Below are 15,615 nucleotides of genomic sequence, written 5' to 3' on the forward strand. Positions count from 1 at the left end.
CTTCATTAAATGATATGTCGCCAATTGAGTTTGAAAGTGTAAGGAAAAAGTGTGCGGCCTAGCTTGACCAGATCACTGATCAAACTCGTAGTCGGGATGCACTGTATAATACGATGTTTTACCCTAGCACAAGTGCTCGTTGGCGAGGTAATTTAAAAAAGCTTAAGGTATCTGGTGATAAGATAGTTGGTTTAGGTGGGGTTTCTGCTTTAGATGATAGCGGAAAAATTGCCCCTAATGTTCATACATTCTGGTCAGCTGACAGCGAAAAACCAGATGGCAATGATGTTAAACTTGGTGGGGTTAATGCTTATTTGGCTAAACAAGATAGCATACCATATGCTCAAGGCAGACGAGCAATATTATCAAACTTAAAGGATGAAATATTGCGTCATTTCAGTGGTTGGAATGCTATTACCTACTATGGAAGTGTTGATAAAGCAGCAGAAGCTTTTGGGGCCAAAGGCGCGACTAGACAAGAGATATACGATTTAGCATTTTGGTCACGTGGTGTAGATATTTATGATGAAGATAATGATGGCCTAACAACGGATACTCGTGAGGATGTCTTTGGTGATCCACTTCATTCAAAACCCGTCACTATTGATTATGGAAATAATGACGTACGTATCTTAATAGGTACGAATGCAGGCTATCTGCATATGTTTAAAGATCAAAATGATGTTTTAACTGAAACCTGGGCGTTTATTCCAAGAAGTTTATATAAAATTATCAAACCATTAAGAGACAATGATAAAAATACAAAGGTCTATGGTGTTGATGGACCTATTTCTATCTTCTTTGACGATAAAAACAAAAATGGTGTTGTAGATACACGAACAGATAGGGTTTGGGCATTTTTTGGCTTAAGACGTGGCGGAAATGAGTATTACGCTTTAGATATTACTAACCCTAATCGCCCACAAATAATGTGGGGTGGACCAATTGTCGGTGGCTCAGGTGATTTCAAAGAGTTGGCACAAAGCTGGTCAAAAGCACAAGTAACCTATATCAATTTAGCTGGATATAAAGATCGCCCTGTGCTTATCTTTGGAGCTGGCTATGATACTAATAAAGATAATAGTCGACGAACTAATGACTCTAAGGGGCGAGGAATTTACATTGTTGATGCTGAGACAGGTAAAAAAGTCTGGGCATTGACTCCTTCTGAAAATGGTTTTCAAGGTAAACACAGTATCGCATCTGATATTGCTCTTTTAGACTCTGATTACGACGGATATATAGATCGTTTGTATGCCACTGATACAGGTGGTGATGTTTGGCGAGTGGACATGCCTACGCAAAACTCACGGAACTGGACGCACTTTAAACTTGCTAGTCTTGGGGGCACTCGGGCTAACAATGACCGGCGCTTTTTTTATAAACCGACTATTGCGAGAAGTGTATATAGCAAAGTATCTGAAGTTGTTGTAAATGGTAAATCCACAGTAACTCGCGTTGATACTCCGTTTGATGCCGTATTAATTGGCAGCGGGAATAGAGCAAATCCGCTTTCATCAGCGGTGAATGATCAGTTATTTATGATCCGCGATATAAATACTGTGACTAAGTCTTTTACAGGGAGTAAAGTCCCGAACACTATCACACAATCAGATTTAATGAATGTAAGTTCAGATCCTTTTGCTAAGAAACTTGATAATGTTGATGGCTTTGTCAAGCTTGAGGTTGAATTAGCGCGCTTTAATGGTTGGTACTATAACTTGCCGCTTCAAGGTGAGAAATCATTAGCTGCGAGTACCGTTGTAGGAGGTGTTGCTTACTTTACAAGTTTTGCACCAGGCTCGACAACCAATGTTGTCGACCAGTGTAGTCTAGGTAGTGGTACTGGTGGTCTTTATGCTTTTCACCTACATTATGGAACCAAAGTATATGATGAACTTAAGTTCCAAACAGGGAATGATGTACCTGATACTCCGCAATTATTCTTTGGTGAATCGGATAAAGGTGAAAGTCAGTTTATGTTGATTGGTACCGGGATTGTTGGCCAAAAAGATCCGTTTGTTGCCAAAGGGGTATTGGGCCCTGGCTTACATACCGTAAATGGTAAAATTAAATTACTGAGTGATGAGGTTCTTGGATTTAAAGTTCAACAAACTTATATATATAAACAAGAGAAGTATGACCGAACTCAATAATAGTATATGCAATGTTTTTATCATATTATTTAGTCGCAGCTTTATACTTGTATAATGCAGCTGTAATAAGGGCACCAATTTTAAAGTGGTGTCCTTTTTATAATTGTAAGTCCATAAATTTACATTAAAATTCAATGTATTACTTTGCTTCGTAGAAAGCAATCCCTTTCGCTTACCTTTCTTTTAAAGTTGGCTCTTTTTTATTATTTTTGTTAATAGTTAAAGCAATACACTGCAAAATATGTATTGAATTCAGTGAATAGCCAAAGCTCTAGTTATTTTTAGTGAAATTCTAAGAAAAAATGGTGCAAATAATTAATTTATTTGTAGCACTTATGTTTTAATTCAAAATAATTAGTTATAATTTAACTTGTATCAATTTTAAATTTATTTGCATTACGTCAGCTACAAGTATTTAGTCATCGTGTTGTTAGAAGGTAACTTACTCTTGGGCTTTCGAGATAACTTTTTTCAATTAGGTTATTGGTTTTGAACGTTGGTGTTTAGTGGGGGTTGTAATGAATATAGGAAAATTAATCAGCAAAATCTTGCTTGGTAGTGCTGTTATTTTCAGCTCAATGGCCCATGCTGAAGACATTGAACTGTACGTTAATCATAATGTAAAGCTCGATGAGAAACCCCGTGTTCTGATAGTTTTCGATACCTCAGGTAGTATGGCATTCTCAACAAGCTCAGGTTTTAACTGTGGTTTTTCGTATGGGCGATATATTCTTTGCCCTGATAGCCGGTTAGGTATCGCTCAAGATGCTATAACTAATTTAATTGATGGAAATGACGATATAGATTTTGGCTTAATGCGTTTTAATGGACTTGATGGGGGATATGTTCTTGCGGGTATCGGTTCTTCTAACTCTTTTCTAAAGCAAACGATTGCTACATTACCTGCTAATGGGGGGACGCCCTTAACCGAAACACTCTGGGAAGCTTATTTGTATATCACTGGGAAAAGCCTTTACTACGGTGCAAAGGTGGCTGAGGCGCTACGTGATAATTCAATTGAGAACAAAACGGTTTCAGGTCCATGGTGGAATCGTTACTATACCTATTCATACATCTCTCCCTTTGATAATACAGAAGAAGTTAAACGCTGTGACCATTCTGTAAATGTTATCTACATGACTGATGGCGATCCTAGCTCAGGTTCGGATAATGAACAAGATGGCACTATCAGTAATCTGTATCAATCGTATTTTGGCCGCTATTTAGGCGACTCAGATCGTATCGCGGGTGTATACCTCCACAAGCTTGCGCAAATAATTCATGGCTCGGAAAATGTTAAAGTTGACTTATTTCCTTCGACTAGTGAGATCCATGAGACAGGCCGCGTTTATACTATCGGATTTGGTAGTGGTATGAGCGAAAACGGTAAGCGTTTACTGTCTGAGACAGCAAAGTTAGGGGGGGGGAAATACCTTCACGCAAATACTGCTGATCAGCTTTCTGATGCACTTAAAAATACGATAACTCAAATTAGGGAAGTGAACGATAGTTTTACCTCTCCTTCTGTTGCGAGTAACAATGTTGACCAAACACGTAGCAGAGAGTCGATTTATTATGCGATGTTTTATCCTAAAACAGGGGCTCGTTGGCGCGGAAATTTGAAAAAATTAAAAGTGTCTGGCGACAAAATCACTGATAAAGATGGAAAACCTGCTTTAAATGAAGATGGCCTAATTGATAAAAATGCGAAAACATTTTGGTTACCAAGTGGCGAAGGAGCAGATGGTAGTTCAGTAGAACTCGGTGGGGTGAATGCATATTTGGCACTTCAAGATAGCGTTCCTTATGCACAGGGAAGGCGGGTTATATTATCAAATTTAAAAGGGAATGTACTACGTCATTTTTCTGGTTGGAATGCAATAGATTACTACGGTAGTGTTGAAAAGGCAGCTGAAGCATTCGGTGTTAGTGGGGCAACCAGACAAGAGTTGTATGATCTTGCTTTCTGGTCGCGTGGTGTAGATGTAGATGATGAAGACAAAGATGGATCTACCAGTGATTCGCGTAATGACATATTCGGTGATCCATTGCATTCAAAACCTGTAACGATTGATTACGGTAATGATGATATCCGAATTTTAATTGGCACTAATGCTGGGTACTTGCATATGTTCCAAGATAAAAATGATGTATTAAGCGAAAGTTGGGCATTTATACCTAGAAGTCTATATAAAATTATTAAGCCGCTACGTGATAATCAAGCAGACACAAAAGTCTATGGTGTAGACGGACCTATCTCTGTTTTCTTTGATGATAAAAATGGAGACGGTGTTGTTAATGATAGTGATCGTGTTTGGGCATTCTTTGGTTTAAGACGAGGCGGTAATTATTATTATGGCCTTGATATTACTAACCCTAACTCTCCTAAATTATTGTGGGATGAGCCTATCAAAGGGGGAACTGGTGACTTTTTAGAGCTTGGTCAAACCTGGTCAAAGCCAATCGTAACCTACATTAATTTAGCAGGTTATGAGGACCGCCCTGTATTAGTTTTTGGGGGCGGATATGACACAAATAAAGATAATGTTTCGCGCTCCAATGATAGTAAAGGGCGGGGTATATTCATTGTTGATGCGCAAACAGGTAAGAAAATTTGGGCTCTGACTCCAACTGAAAATGGGTTTTTAGGAAAGCACAGCATTGCTTCTGATATTAGCATTCTTGATTCAGATTATGATGGCTATGTAGATAGATTGTATGCAGCGGATACAGGTGGAGATATATGGCGTGTTGATATGCCCTCAAATAACCCTAATGATTCACAAAAACCATGGACGCATTTTAAATTAGCGAGCCTAGGTGGTGCTTTGTCTACTCAAGATCGTCGTTTTTTCTATAAACCAATGATTGCTCGTACAATGTTCAGCAAAGTATCAGAAACCACTTTTGAAGGGAAAACGATTAAAACGCGAATTGATACGCCATTTGACGCAGTATTAATTGGTAGCGGAAACCGCGCTAAGCCTCTTTCTTCGACAGCCAACGATCAACTTTTTATGATCCGTGATATTAATACCGTGACAAAATCATTTAAAGGTGCTGATGTACCTGACGTGATCACTCAAGCAGACTTAATGAATGTAGATTCGGATCCTTTTGGCAAAGCTATTGACGATGTCGAAAAATTCACAGAACTAGAAGTAACGCTCGGGGAGTTTAAAGGTTGGTACTATAACTTGCCGGCTTCGGGAGAAAAGTCACTAGCTGCAAGTACGGTTATTGGTGGTGTAGCTTATTTTACTAGCTTTTCTCCTGCGACAGCCACTGCAAATCAATGTTCACTGACTGGTGGGTCTGGCGGTCTTTATGCTTTTCATTTACATTATGGCACCAAAGTCTATGACAGTTTAAAATTCACAACTTCGAACGATGTTCCAGACACACCTCAACTTTATTTTGGCGTTGGTGATAGTTGTGTCGATGGAAATAGCGATGGTTTTTGTGATGACAATACTAGCGAAAAAGTGAGAGAACAAAGCCAGTTTTTATCGATTGGACCTGGAGTTAAGGGCGCTCAAAACCCATTCAAAGTACAAGAAATCTTAGGCCCTGGGTTAACAATTGAAAACGGTAAAATAAAACTTGTTAGTGATAAAGTGCCAATTGGTTTTGGTTTTAAAACCCAACAGATGTATATTTATAAACAAGAAAAACGTGATCTAACTTACTAGTAAAAATTAATTAATTTGATTATTCGATGCAGTGCTAAAGTTTGATTATGGTTTTATTGCTACATTTTTTTACCTTTTAGAAAGGTATAAAAATAAAGTTAATTGCAATCATAAAAAACTGAACCTATTATAATCAAATGTATAGCGAGTCTTTGAGAAATATTTGATGGGTATAAAATATATAAGATCAAGAAAGAAAAATAAGCAGTTAGGTTTTACCTTAATTGAACTAATGATTACGGTTGCTATTTTAGGAATTATAGCAAGTATTGCGCTACCTAATTATTTCGAATATGTTAAGCGTGCAGCAAGAAGTGAAGCTGTTACTGCTTTATTAGATATAGCAAATAAGCAGGAGCAATACTTTGCGGATAATCGTCAATACGCTACCACATTTGATCAACTTGGCTTAAACGATACCACGGAAAATGGTTATTACCGGTTAAGGCTGGAAGTTAATAACACTGTCGGCCGCGCAGTTTTCTATGCATCAGCTATTGCAATTGCAGGCCCCCCTGCCAAAGATACTGAATGTACAAGATTAATAATAGACGACCGTGGTATTCAGCGTCATGGAGGCTCTGCAGCGTCTACTGATGTTTGCTGGGGTCGCTAATTAGCTTATTGCTGACATTTATCAGTATCTATTACTTTCACCCTGCCAACAATATTTACCGATATAGCAAGCCCACTTAGGCTTGCTTCTTTGTATTCAGGACAATAAATAAAAGTCCCATTATTGAGCCCCATTGGTCTTCCGTTTGGCAAAAAGGTCAATGCATTGCGTTTATTATAAGTGAGCATATCAAGCTTATTGATTGCTTCAAACTGTACTATTTTAGTGTCATTACTATCAAACACGCCAATCTGTCCATGATCGATAAAGACAGTGAGTTTTTTATGCCAGAATTGATAGTTACACTGGTTATTGTGTAATGCACAAAACGTGACATACGCATTGTTTGCTTGTGCATTTAAGCGGCTAATAGCGACTGCGCGTTTAATAAGATGTATTTGATTATCTAGACGGTTTTGCGCAAGGAAAGGTTTTAAATCGAACAATGCTAGGTTTAAAAGTATCGAAACAATCGATACCACTATTAAAACCTCAATGAGTGTTGCGCAAAGTACTCGACGATAAAAGAGATGTGTCTTCATCCTTGAAGACTCCCTATTGATATATTTTATTTAAATATAGATGTACCTAAAATCATGTCAAGTGTTTATTTAATTACATTTGAGGTTTGTATCACCAAGATAAAACGCACTACCTGATTTGTTTATTAGAAGGGCTTTATTATTGTCATTATTATTAGGATTTGGACAGTATACAAAAGTTCCCACTTGAGTAAGTATACTACCACTGGTATCGAAAATAATTTGTTCGCCACCATTATAAGTGATCACATCCTTATTGCTAGGCGGAGGAAGCATCCTGTAGACCTCGTCACCATAATAAGGTTCGTACCATTGAATTACATTACGTGGAAATCTTTCTTTATCGTTACTAAACATAAAGATAACTTGTTCTTGTGCGTTATTTTTTGACAGAGGGTGGCAGATACTCACTTGGTCCCTTTTTATGCGGCTTTCCCAGCCCTTACATACAGTTACTTGGGTATCTGTACTAACAGCTTTAGCCCGGGCAAAACTAATTATCCGCTGCAAGTCGAGTAAGTAATTTTCTGCTCTATTTCTTTCTAATGTATCTGAGCTGTCCCATAACGCAATTGTGGCAACAATGCCGACAATCGCAACTGCTATCATTAATTCTAAAAGCGTGAAGCCTTTATGTTTCCTGTTGTTTTTCATTGCTTGTACCTCACTTACAAGTAGTTTAATAATAATATCACGCTTTGTTTATAGTGCACCTATTTGTTCAGTTTGTTTGCTATGCTGACATGGATTGTCTAAAATCGAGGCAAATATGTTTTAAACTAACTGGTTACTATGAAAAAAATAGAAGCAATTATAAAACCCTTTAAGCTTGATGATGTTCGTGAAGCGTTGTCAGATGTGGGTATCACAGGAATGACGGTTAGCGAAGTTAAGGGCTTTGGCCGTCAAAAGGGGCACACTGAGCTTTACCGCGGTGCTGAGTACATGGTTGATTTTTTACCGAAAGTTAAACTTGATATTGTACTTAGCGATGAAGATGTTGATAGAGCGATTGAAGTGATCGTTAAAACATCGCAAACAGGTAAAATTGGCGATGGTAAAATCTTTGTCACTGATGTGGAACGTGTAGTACGTATTCGTACCGCCGAAGAAGATGAAGATGCGATTTAATCAGTATACCCAAGCCACCTCAAGATGCAGAATTCAGCGATTCACAGGTGCTTAATATCAAGGCGTTACTTTGCAAGAATGGTAGTCCCTTTTAAGAAGTAACAACGATGAGAGTAAGTGCCTGTGAGCGCCCAAAGGGTTGGTTTAAAAGCGATTTATACTGCGTTATTGATTTTAACAATAGAACCACTATTACTTGCAATCAATGCCTTGCCTAAATCGCTTTTAATTCCAACTGAAACTCGCACCTTGAGGTGGTTTGGGTATATTCGATCGCAAACATTAAAAAAGGCGCCTATGGCGCCTTTTTTAATGTAAATGTGATGAATTAACGTTTATTCGCTTCACGCGTTGCTTTAGCATGCGCGCTTAGCTCAGGTAAGCCGAGTTTGTCGTAACTTTTTTCCATGATTTCTAAAGCTTGATCTAAGTAGCTGCTTTGTGAGTAATGCTCAACTACATATTTGCCACGGTTAGCGGCAGCAAGATATGCTTCGCGTTCATAGTAATATTCAGCCACTTTTAACTCGTAGCGCGCCATTTTGTTGAGAAGCCACACTAAACGTTTTTTTGCTTCTGGCGCATAAGCACTATTAGGATAGCGTTTTAATAATGTTGATAAGTCAGTGAAAGCAACACGGGTACGATTTGCATCTCTATCCGCACGGTCTACGCCAAAATACTCTTGGAAAGCATTTTGGTCTGCTTTAATGTTCACTAAGCCACGCATATAGTACATGTAATCTAAATCTTTGTGGTTTGGGTTCAAGCGAATAAAGCGGTCAATAGTTGCAAGTGCTTGTTCAGTATTACCTGCTTGATAGTGAGCATACACTAGGTCCATTTGTACTTGCTTTGATAGCGGACCAAAAGGATAGCGAGAGTCAATAGCACTCAACAACTCAATTGCTCGAGCGTATAAGCCTGAATCTAATGTTTGTTTCGCATCTTCATATAAAGCTTGCGCAGATTTATTAGGAACGCGTTGGATATCTTCTTGATCTGGTGCTGACGAGCAAGCCCCTAAACCAAGTACTGTAACTGAAAAAACAATGGCGAACGCACGTTTCCCTATTTTATTTATCATTTTATTTATTACCTTCGATGTCTTCGGCTAGGCCAACAGAGGAAAACCGAGTAAACTATACGTATTATACAATGCTTAATAAAGCGATTCTAACCCAGTCGAGCACAGCTTGCACTGGTAAATTGGGTAAAGTTACTAATGTCAGAGCAAATTTCTCTCCAAGCCGAGGTTCCAATAGACCTTGGCGGTAAACGTCTAGACCAAGTATTGGCGCAATTGTTCCCTGATTATTCGCGTTCACGGATAAAAACATGGATTTTGGATGACAAAATCACGGTAAACGGCGAAATATTGAACACGCCTCGCGAAAAATTACTCGGTGGCGAAATGGTCAGTGTAGAAACAACCATTGAGGCTCCTCGAGAATATGAGGCACAAAATATCAAATTAAACATCGTTTATGAAGACGATGATATATTAGTTATAAATAAACCGATGGGGCTAGTTGTTCACCCTGGTGCAGGTAACCCTGATGGTACTGTTTTAAATGCTTTACTTCATCATTACCCTGACATTATCAATGTGCCACGTGCCGGTATTGTCCATCGTCTAGATAAAGACACCACAGGTTTAATGGTGGTTGCTAAAACTATTCCCGCGCAAACACATTTAGTGACGGCATTGCAAAAGCGCGAAAACTTCACCCGTGAATACGAAGCAATTTGTAATGGCACTATGACTGCAGGTGGTATGGTTGAAAAACCAATTGGCCGTCATGCAACAAAGCGGACTCATATGGCTGTTCATGAAATGGGCAAACCAGCGATAACGCACTACCGTGTTGCAGAAAAATTCCGTGCTCACACGCGCTTACGTTTACGCTTAGAAACAGGTCGTACTCACCAAATTCGTGTGCACATGGCTTATTTGAATCACCCATTAGTTGGCGATCAACTTTATGGTGGTCGCCCGCGTCCGCCTAAGGGCGCAACACCTGAACTGTTCCAAATGTTACGCGACTTTAAACGCCAAGCATTACATGCAGTTAAGCTTTCTATCGCGCATCCAATAACGGGTGAGTTAATGACATGGCAAGCGCCAATTCCAGATGATATGGCAGCGATGACAGAAGCTCTTCGTGCTGATACTAAAGCAAACCCAAATATCGAGTTTTAAGCATTATGATCACACCAGCATGGACAGCCCCAAAAACTGTTAGCGCACTGAGTACCACCCGACAGGGCGGTGTATCCGTTGCACCCTTTGATAGTTTTAATATGGGTTTACATGTTGGTGATGATGAGCAAGCCGTACTTGCAAATCGCGCGTTACTTACAAATCAGCTGCCAAACCCTGCTGTGTGGTTGAACCAAACACATAGCAGCGAAGTGGTGGTGATTGATGAAAGGTCTGAGCTAAGTGAGTTGCGCTCTGCTGACGCACTTTATACTCGTTTAGTAAAACAACCGCTTGCGATAATGACCGCAGATTGCTTACCCGTACTATTTTGCTCGGCTTCGGGTAATGAAGTTGCTGCAGCACACGGCGGATGGCGAGGCTTAGCTCAGGGCATTTTAGCTAACACAGTGGCACATTTTAAAGCAAAACCAAGCGAGATAATTGTTTGGCTTGGCCCTGCTATTGGCCCATCACAATTTGAAGTGGGCCCAGAAGTAAAAGAATGCTTTTGTGAATTGAATCCTAAGCATCAAAGCGCATTTAAAGTTAAGGGCAATAAGTATTTAGCGGATATTTACCTGCTCGCACGTCAACAATTAACACAATTAGGTGTAATAAACGTTTACGGTGGTGAGCATTGTACCGTCACTGATAAATCACAGTTTTTCTCTTATCGCCGCGACGGGCAAACTGGCCGCATGGCTAGCTTGATCTGGCGCAATTAATACGCCTTTTTTGCGATTAAATTTTCTTCTTTACTTGAACAAATCACTAAGCATACCCATTAATTAAGCAATTAGATTTTTTAATAGGTAAACCCTTATGCGTTTAGATAGATTTACAAGTAAATTTCAATCTGCGCTTTCAGATGCGCAGTCATTAGCACTTGGGCGCGATCATCAATTTATTGAGCCTGTGCATTTAATGTATTCATTGCTTCAGCAAAATGGTTCAAGTGTGCGTGCACTACTTGCGCAAGCAGGTGTGAGTGCTGATGAGTTAAACACCAAGTTATCCCAAGAAATTGAGAAGCTGTTTAAAGTTGAAGGTATTGGTGGTGATGTTCAGCTGTCAAATAACCTGATTTCGTTAATCAACTTGTGTGATAAATATGCCCAAAAGCGCAAAGATAAATTCATTTCGAGTGAGTTATTTGTCCTTGCTGCGTGTGACGATAAAGGTCCACTTGGGGATATTTTCAAAGCACTGAATATTACTTCTAGCAAAATTGAAGCCGCAATCGAAGCTATTCGTGGTGGCCAAAAAGTTGATGATCCCAATGCTGAAGAAACCCGTCAGGCATTAAAAAAGTTCACCATCGATTTAACTGAGCGAGCAGAGCAAGGCAAGCTTGACCCTGTTATTGGCCGTGATGACGAAATTCGTCGCACTATTCAAGTATTACAACGCCGTACTAAAAATAATCCGGTGTTAATTGGTGAGCCGGGTGTAGGTAAAACGGCGATTGCTGAAGGTCTTGCGCAGCGAATTATCAACGGTGAAGTACCTGAGGGCTTAAAAAACAAGCGAGTATTATCGCTCGATTTAGGTGCGTTGGTTGCCGGTGCTAAATACCGTGGTGAATTTGAAGAGCGTTTAAAATCAGTTTTGAATGAACTTGCCAAAGAAGAAGGCCAAGTCATCCTGTTTATCGATGAAATCCATACTATGGTAGGTGCAGGAAAAACGGACGGCGCTATGGATGCGGGTAATATGTTAAAGCCTGCACTTGCTCGTGGTGAGTTACATTGTGTGGGGGCGACAACACTTGATGAGTATCGTCAGTACATTGAAAAAGATGCTGCACTTGAACGCCGCTTCCAAAAAGTATTTGTTGATGAACCGTCGGTTGAAGACACCATCGCAATTTTACGTGGTTTAAAAGAGCGATATGAGCTGCATCATTCAGTTGATATTACCGATCCCGCTATCGTTGCTGCGGCGCAGCTGTCGCACCGTTACATCAGCGATCGCCAATTACCAGATAAGGCGATTGATTTAATTGATGAAGCGGGTTCTTCAATTCGTTTGCAAATTGACTCAAAACCAGAGTCTTTAGACAAACTTGAGCGACGTATTATTCAGTTAAAGCTTGAAGACAATGCGTTGGCGAAAGAAAAAGATGAAGCGAGCCAAAAACGCCGCACCGAAATGCAAGAATTGATCACTGAACTTGAAGCTCAATACCGTGAATTAGACGAAGTGTGGAATGCTGAGAAGGCCTCATTGCAAGGCACGCAAGTAATCAAAGCTGAGCTTGAACAGGCGCGTCTTGATTTAGAAGTTGCACGTCGTGCCAGCGACTTACAACGCATGTCTGAGCTGCAATATGGTCGTATCCCTGAGCTTGAACGCAAACTAGACCTTGCTTCACAAGCCGAAATGCAAGAAATGAGTTTGCTTAAAAATCAGGTCGGTGAGGATGAAATTGCGGAAATTTTATCGCGTTGGACAGGTATTCCAGTATCGAAAATGTTGCAAGGTGAGCGTGAAAAGTTACTGCAAATGGAAGATCAGTTACACCATAAAGTGATTGGTCAAGATGAGGCTGTTGTGGCTGTTGCTAATGCAATTCGTCGCTCTCGCGCAGGACTTGCTGATCCTAATCGTCCAATCGGTTCATTCTTATTTTTAGGTCCGACAGGGGTGGGTAAAACAGAGCTGACTAAAGCTCTTGCTAGCTTCATGTTTGACACCGAAGATGCCATGGTGCGCATTGATATGTCGGAGTTTATGGAGAAACACTCAGTGGCACGTTTAGTCGGGGCGCCTCCAGGTTATGTCGGCTACGAAGAGGGTGGCTATTTAACTGAAGCTGTACGCCGTCGTCCGTATTCAGTTATTTTATTGGATGAGGTCGAAAAAGCGCACCCAGATGTATTTAACATTTTGCTGCAAGTACTTGATGATGGTCGCTTAACGGATGGTCAGGGTCGTACCGTTGATTTTAAAAATACGGTGATCATTATGACCTCTAACTTAGGCTCAGATATTATTCAAGAGCAAGCCGGTTCAAATGATTATGCTACGTTAAAAGAAAAAGTAATGGGCGTATTGGTGAGTCAGTTCCGTCCTGAGTTTATTAACCGAATCGACGAAACTGTGGTATTCCATCCGCTTGCTAATGAGCATATTAAAGAAATCGCCGATATTCAATTAAGCAAGCTACGCGAGCGCTTAACAGAAAAAGGCTACATTCTTGAAGTAACGGATGCAGCATTAGATCGTATCGCTGAAAGTGGCTTTGATCCTGTTTATGGTGCAAGACCGCTAAAACGTGCTATTCAACATACCATTGAAAACCCATTAGCACAGCGCTTGTTAGGGGGCGATTATCAACCTGGTGCCATTATTCATATTGACGCCGATGAAAATGGTCTTGTTTTCTCAAGTCGTTAATATGCTTTAAAAGCAAAAAGCCGCATTAATACAATGCGGCTTTTTTGTATTAACTAAGTTTAAACCTTAAACGTTAACAGCATATCATTGACTTTGCGTGAACCTTCAACCAGCCCTGCAGCGTCTTTAGCGACGTTGTAGCTAAGTTTTAAGTTTTCCTCACTGTGTTCTTTGATGCTGTCGACATTTTCGCGAATATCAGCGCTCACAACTTGTTGCTCTTCAGCTGCTGTCGAAATTTCTGCAGCAAGACCTGAAATTTCATTTATTTGCGCAAAAATACTCGCTAACTCAGTTTTAGTATGGGCCGTTGTATTAACACAACTATCAGCTTGCGTTTTAGTTGACTGCATTACTTTCGACCAGCTAAACAAGGTATCTTGAATTTCTTTTATTGAGCTGTGAATTTGTGATGTAGCATTTTGAGTGCGTGATGAAAGCGCACGTACCTCATCAGCTACAACCGCAAAACCACGACCATGTTCACCAGCGCGAGCTGCTTCAATTGCTGCGTTGAGCGCTAATAAATTTGTTTGTTCAGCAATACCTTCAATCTCACTCATTACTTGGCCTATTTTGTCTGCTTCGCTGGCAAGAGAGTTAGCGGTGCTCGCTGCTTGCTCAACTTGGTTAGCCAGATCAGACACCATAGAGCTATTTTCTTCAATATGAAGTTTTATATCATTACAGCTTTGGTACGTTGTATTTACTTTCTCAGCAGTGTGGTGAGTGTTTGCAGATATTTCACCAATAGTTGTACTCATCTGACTCATCGCAGCAGCAATATCACTTAAACGATGACCCTGTGCTGCAATTCCTTGCTCTGTTAGTGATGATTGCTTATCTAGGTTGGTGGCAATATCTTTAAATGAGTAAGTAGAGTCTTTAACACGGCCAAGTACGGTACGTAGCTTAGCAAATAACATTTGCTGATTATAAGTCGCAATACTAAATGGGTGGGAGCCCGAATACACATAGCGAGATACCGAGTCAAACTCAGCACGCTGCTGTTTTAAATGGCTAGGCGTTACAATGAGTTCGTCATAATTGAGTACAAAAAGTGCTGCAATGAGGGCAGCTGCAGCTAAGGCAACAATCCATGACGTAGTAAGGGCCAAAGCAACAATGCCAGCAACTAATAATACCGTAGATAAGGTTTGTCTTAGCGAAATATTTTCACGAAATGACGCGACAGACTTGCCGTTATTAATTTTAGTGTAAAGCGCCATTGCACGAGTTTTTAACTGTTCAGATGGTTTTGTTCGCACTGACTGATAGCCAACGAGCTGACCGTGTTCGTATATAGGTGTAACAAACGCATCAACCCAATAGTAGCGACCATCTTTACAGAGGTTTTTTACCATGCCACGCCATGAATGGCCTTGCTTTAGTTTTTCCCACATCTCTTTAAATGCCGCTTTTGGCATATCTGGGTGGCGTACTATATTGTGGTTTTTCCCGAGTAACTCCTCTTCGGTATAACCAGCAATGGTACAAAATTCCTTATTTACGTATGTGATGATGCCGCGTAAATCTGTTGTAGAGACAAGCTCTTGATGTTCGGAGTATGTCACTTCTTGATTGATTATTTCTTGCCCACGACGCATATGAGTCCTTGAAATGTACTTTTTTATGGTGTGCGGATTATAGTCTCAGAAAAATGTAAGGGAAGGGGGAACATATTGATAACTGTTAAAGTTTTAAAAATTTCACCTTTCCCTTGATCTAAAACAATATCTTGCGAGAATTATTGTGTTTAGCCTCACCTTTTCATATTAGGCAAAAGGTCTAATGTTCACAAGTTAGTGATAAAAATTATACAGATGAATAGATTTAGCATTAATTAAGTGCCACTAAAGCAATTGTATAATGC

The 15,615-nt window shown here is 40.0% G+C and carries 11 protein-coding genes; 7 read left to right on the top strand and 4 right to left on the bottom strand.

Going from position 1 to position 15,615, the window contains the following annotated elements:
- Positions 1 to 113: 113 nt before the first annotated feature.
- From ACSFVZ_RS17195 to ACSFVZ_RS17205, 3 genes are all read left to right on the top strand, one after another.
- On the top strand, positions 114 to 2,156 hold the full coding sequence (locus ACSFVZ_RS17195; protein WP_435559292.1) for a pilus assembly protein: 2,043 nt from the start codon (positions 114 to 116) through the stop codon (positions 2,154 to 2,156).
- 518 nt (positions 2,157 to 2,674) lie between these two features.
- Entirely contained in the window at positions 2,675 to 5,848 is a 3,174-nt protein-coding gene (locus ACSFVZ_RS17200) for a pilus assembly protein (protein WP_135925575.1), read from the top strand.
- A 166-nt stretch (positions 5,849 to 6,014) separates the two neighbouring features.
- Complete coding sequence (locus ACSFVZ_RS17205) at positions 6,015 to 6,464, top strand: type IV pilin protein (RefSeq protein WP_135925573.1); 450 nt, start codon at positions 6,015 to 6,017, stop codon at positions 6,462 to 6,464.
- Positions 6,465 to 6,469: 5 nt separating this feature from the next.
- On the opposite strand, the gene ACSFVZ_RS17210 is transcribed toward ACSFVZ_RS17205, so the two are convergent.
- Positions 6,470 to 7,006: a GspH/FimT family pseudopilin gene (locus tag ACSFVZ_RS17210; protein WP_435559293.1), complete on the bottom strand. Its 537-nt coding sequence runs from the start codon at positions 7,004 to 7,006 to the stop codon at positions 6,470 to 6,472.
- Between the two features lie 69 nt (positions 7,007 to 7,075).
- Positions 7,076 to 7,660: a pilus assembly FimT family protein gene (locus ACSFVZ_RS17215; RefSeq protein WP_135925571.1), complete on the bottom strand. Its 585-nt coding sequence runs from the start codon at positions 7,658 to 7,660 to the stop codon at positions 7,076 to 7,078.
- A gap of 138 nt (positions 7,661 to 7,798) precedes the next feature.
- On the opposite strand from ACSFVZ_RS17215, the gene ACSFVZ_RS17220 reads away from it, so the two are divergent.
- Complete coding sequence (locus ACSFVZ_RS17220; RefSeq protein WP_135925568.1) at positions 7,799 to 8,137, top strand: P-II family nitrogen regulator; 339 nt, start codon at positions 7,799 to 7,801, stop codon at positions 8,135 to 8,137.
- 328 nt (positions 8,138 to 8,465) lie between these two features.
- Here ACSFVZ_RS17220 and ACSFVZ_RS17225 read toward each other — a convergent pair whose 3' ends face one another.
- Positions 8,466 to 9,224, bottom strand: a complete 759-nt coding sequence (locus ACSFVZ_RS17225; protein ID WP_135925563.1) for an outer membrane protein assembly factor BamD — start codon at positions 9,222 to 9,224, stop codon at positions 8,466 to 8,468.
- A gap of 138 nt (positions 9,225 to 9,362) precedes the next feature.
- Here ACSFVZ_RS17225 and rluD point away from each other — a divergent pair, with 138 nt between their 5' ends.
- The 3 genes from rluD (at position 9,363) to clpB (ending at position 13,742) form a co-directional block, all read left to right on the top strand.
- Positions 9,363 to 10,340: a 23S rRNA pseudouridine(1911/1915/1917) synthase RluD gene (gene rluD, locus ACSFVZ_RS17230; RefSeq protein WP_138556838.1), complete on the top strand. Its 978-nt coding sequence runs from the start codon at positions 9,363 to 9,365 to the stop codon at positions 10,338 to 10,340.
- A gap of 5 nt (positions 10,341 to 10,345) precedes the next feature.
- Positions 10,346 to 11,068 (top strand): peptidoglycan editing factor PgeF, encoded by a 723-nt coding sequence (gene pgeF / locus ACSFVZ_RS17235; RefSeq protein WP_435559294.1) that lies wholly within the window; start codon positions 10,346 to 10,348, stop codon positions 11,066 to 11,068.
- Positions 11,069 to 11,165: 97 nt separating this feature from the next.
- Entirely contained in the window at positions 11,166 to 13,742 is a 2,577-nt protein-coding gene (clpB, locus tag ACSFVZ_RS17240; RefSeq protein ID WP_138556840.1) for an ATP-dependent chaperone ClpB, read from the top strand.
- A gap of 59 nt (positions 13,743 to 13,801) precedes the next feature.
- On the opposite strand, the gene ACSFVZ_RS17245 is transcribed toward clpB, so the two are convergent.
- Positions 13,802 to 15,349, bottom strand: a complete 1,548-nt coding sequence (locus ACSFVZ_RS17245) for a methyl-accepting chemotaxis protein (protein WP_435559295.1) — start codon at positions 15,347 to 15,349, stop codon at positions 13,802 to 13,804.
- Positions 15,350 to 15,615 lie beyond the last annotated feature (266 nt).

This window comes from Pseudoalteromonas nanhaiensis, assembly GCF_051235485.1.
Classification (GTDB): domain Bacteria; phylum Pseudomonadota; class Gammaproteobacteria; order Enterobacterales; family Alteromonadaceae; genus Pseudoalteromonas; species Pseudoalteromonas lipolytica_C.

Excerpts from the sequence above, each read along its gene's own strand:
- ACSFVZ_RS17210 (WP_435559293.1), bottom strand. The coding sequence starts at position 7,006 with ATGAAGACACATCTCTTTTATCGTCGAGTACTTTGCGCAACACTCATT.
- rluD (WP_138556838.1), top strand. The coding sequence starts at position 9,363 with ATGTCAGAGCAAATTTCTCTCCAAGCCGAGGTTCCAATAGACCTTGGC.
- clpB (WP_138556840.1), top strand. The coding sequence starts at position 11,166 with ATGCGTTTAGATAGATTTACAAGTAAATTTCAATCTGCGCTTTCAGAT.
- ACSFVZ_RS17245 (WP_435559295.1), bottom strand. The coding sequence starts at position 15,349 with ATGCGTCGTGGGCAAGAAATAATCAATCAAGAAGTGACATACTCCGAA.
- pgeF (WP_435559294.1), top strand. The coding sequence starts at position 10,346 with ATGATCACACCAGCATGGACAGCCCCAAAAACTGTTAGCGCACTGAGT.
- ACSFVZ_RS17215 (WP_135925571.1), bottom strand. The coding sequence starts at position 7,660 with ATGAAAAACAACAGGAAACATAAAGGCTTCACGCTTTTAGAATTAATG.
- ACSFVZ_RS17205 (WP_135925573.1), top strand. The coding sequence starts at position 6,015 with ATGGGTATAAAATATATAAGATCAAGAAAGAAAAATAAGCAGTTAGGT.
- ACSFVZ_RS17225 (WP_135925563.1), bottom strand. The coding sequence starts at position 9,224 with ATGATAAATAAAATAGGGAAACGTGCGTTCGCCATTGTTTTTTCAGTT.
- ACSFVZ_RS17195 (WP_435559292.1), top strand. The coding sequence starts at position 114 with ATGTTTTACCCTAGCACAAGTGCTCGTTGGCGAGGTAATTTAAAAAAG.
- ACSFVZ_RS17220 (WP_135925568.1), top strand. The coding sequence starts at position 7,799 with ATGAAAAAAATAGAAGCAATTATAAAACCCTTTAAGCTTGATGATGTT.
- ACSFVZ_RS17200 (WP_135925575.1), top strand. The coding sequence starts at position 2,675 with ATGAATATAGGAAAATTAATCAGCAAAATCTTGCTTGGTAGTGCTGTT.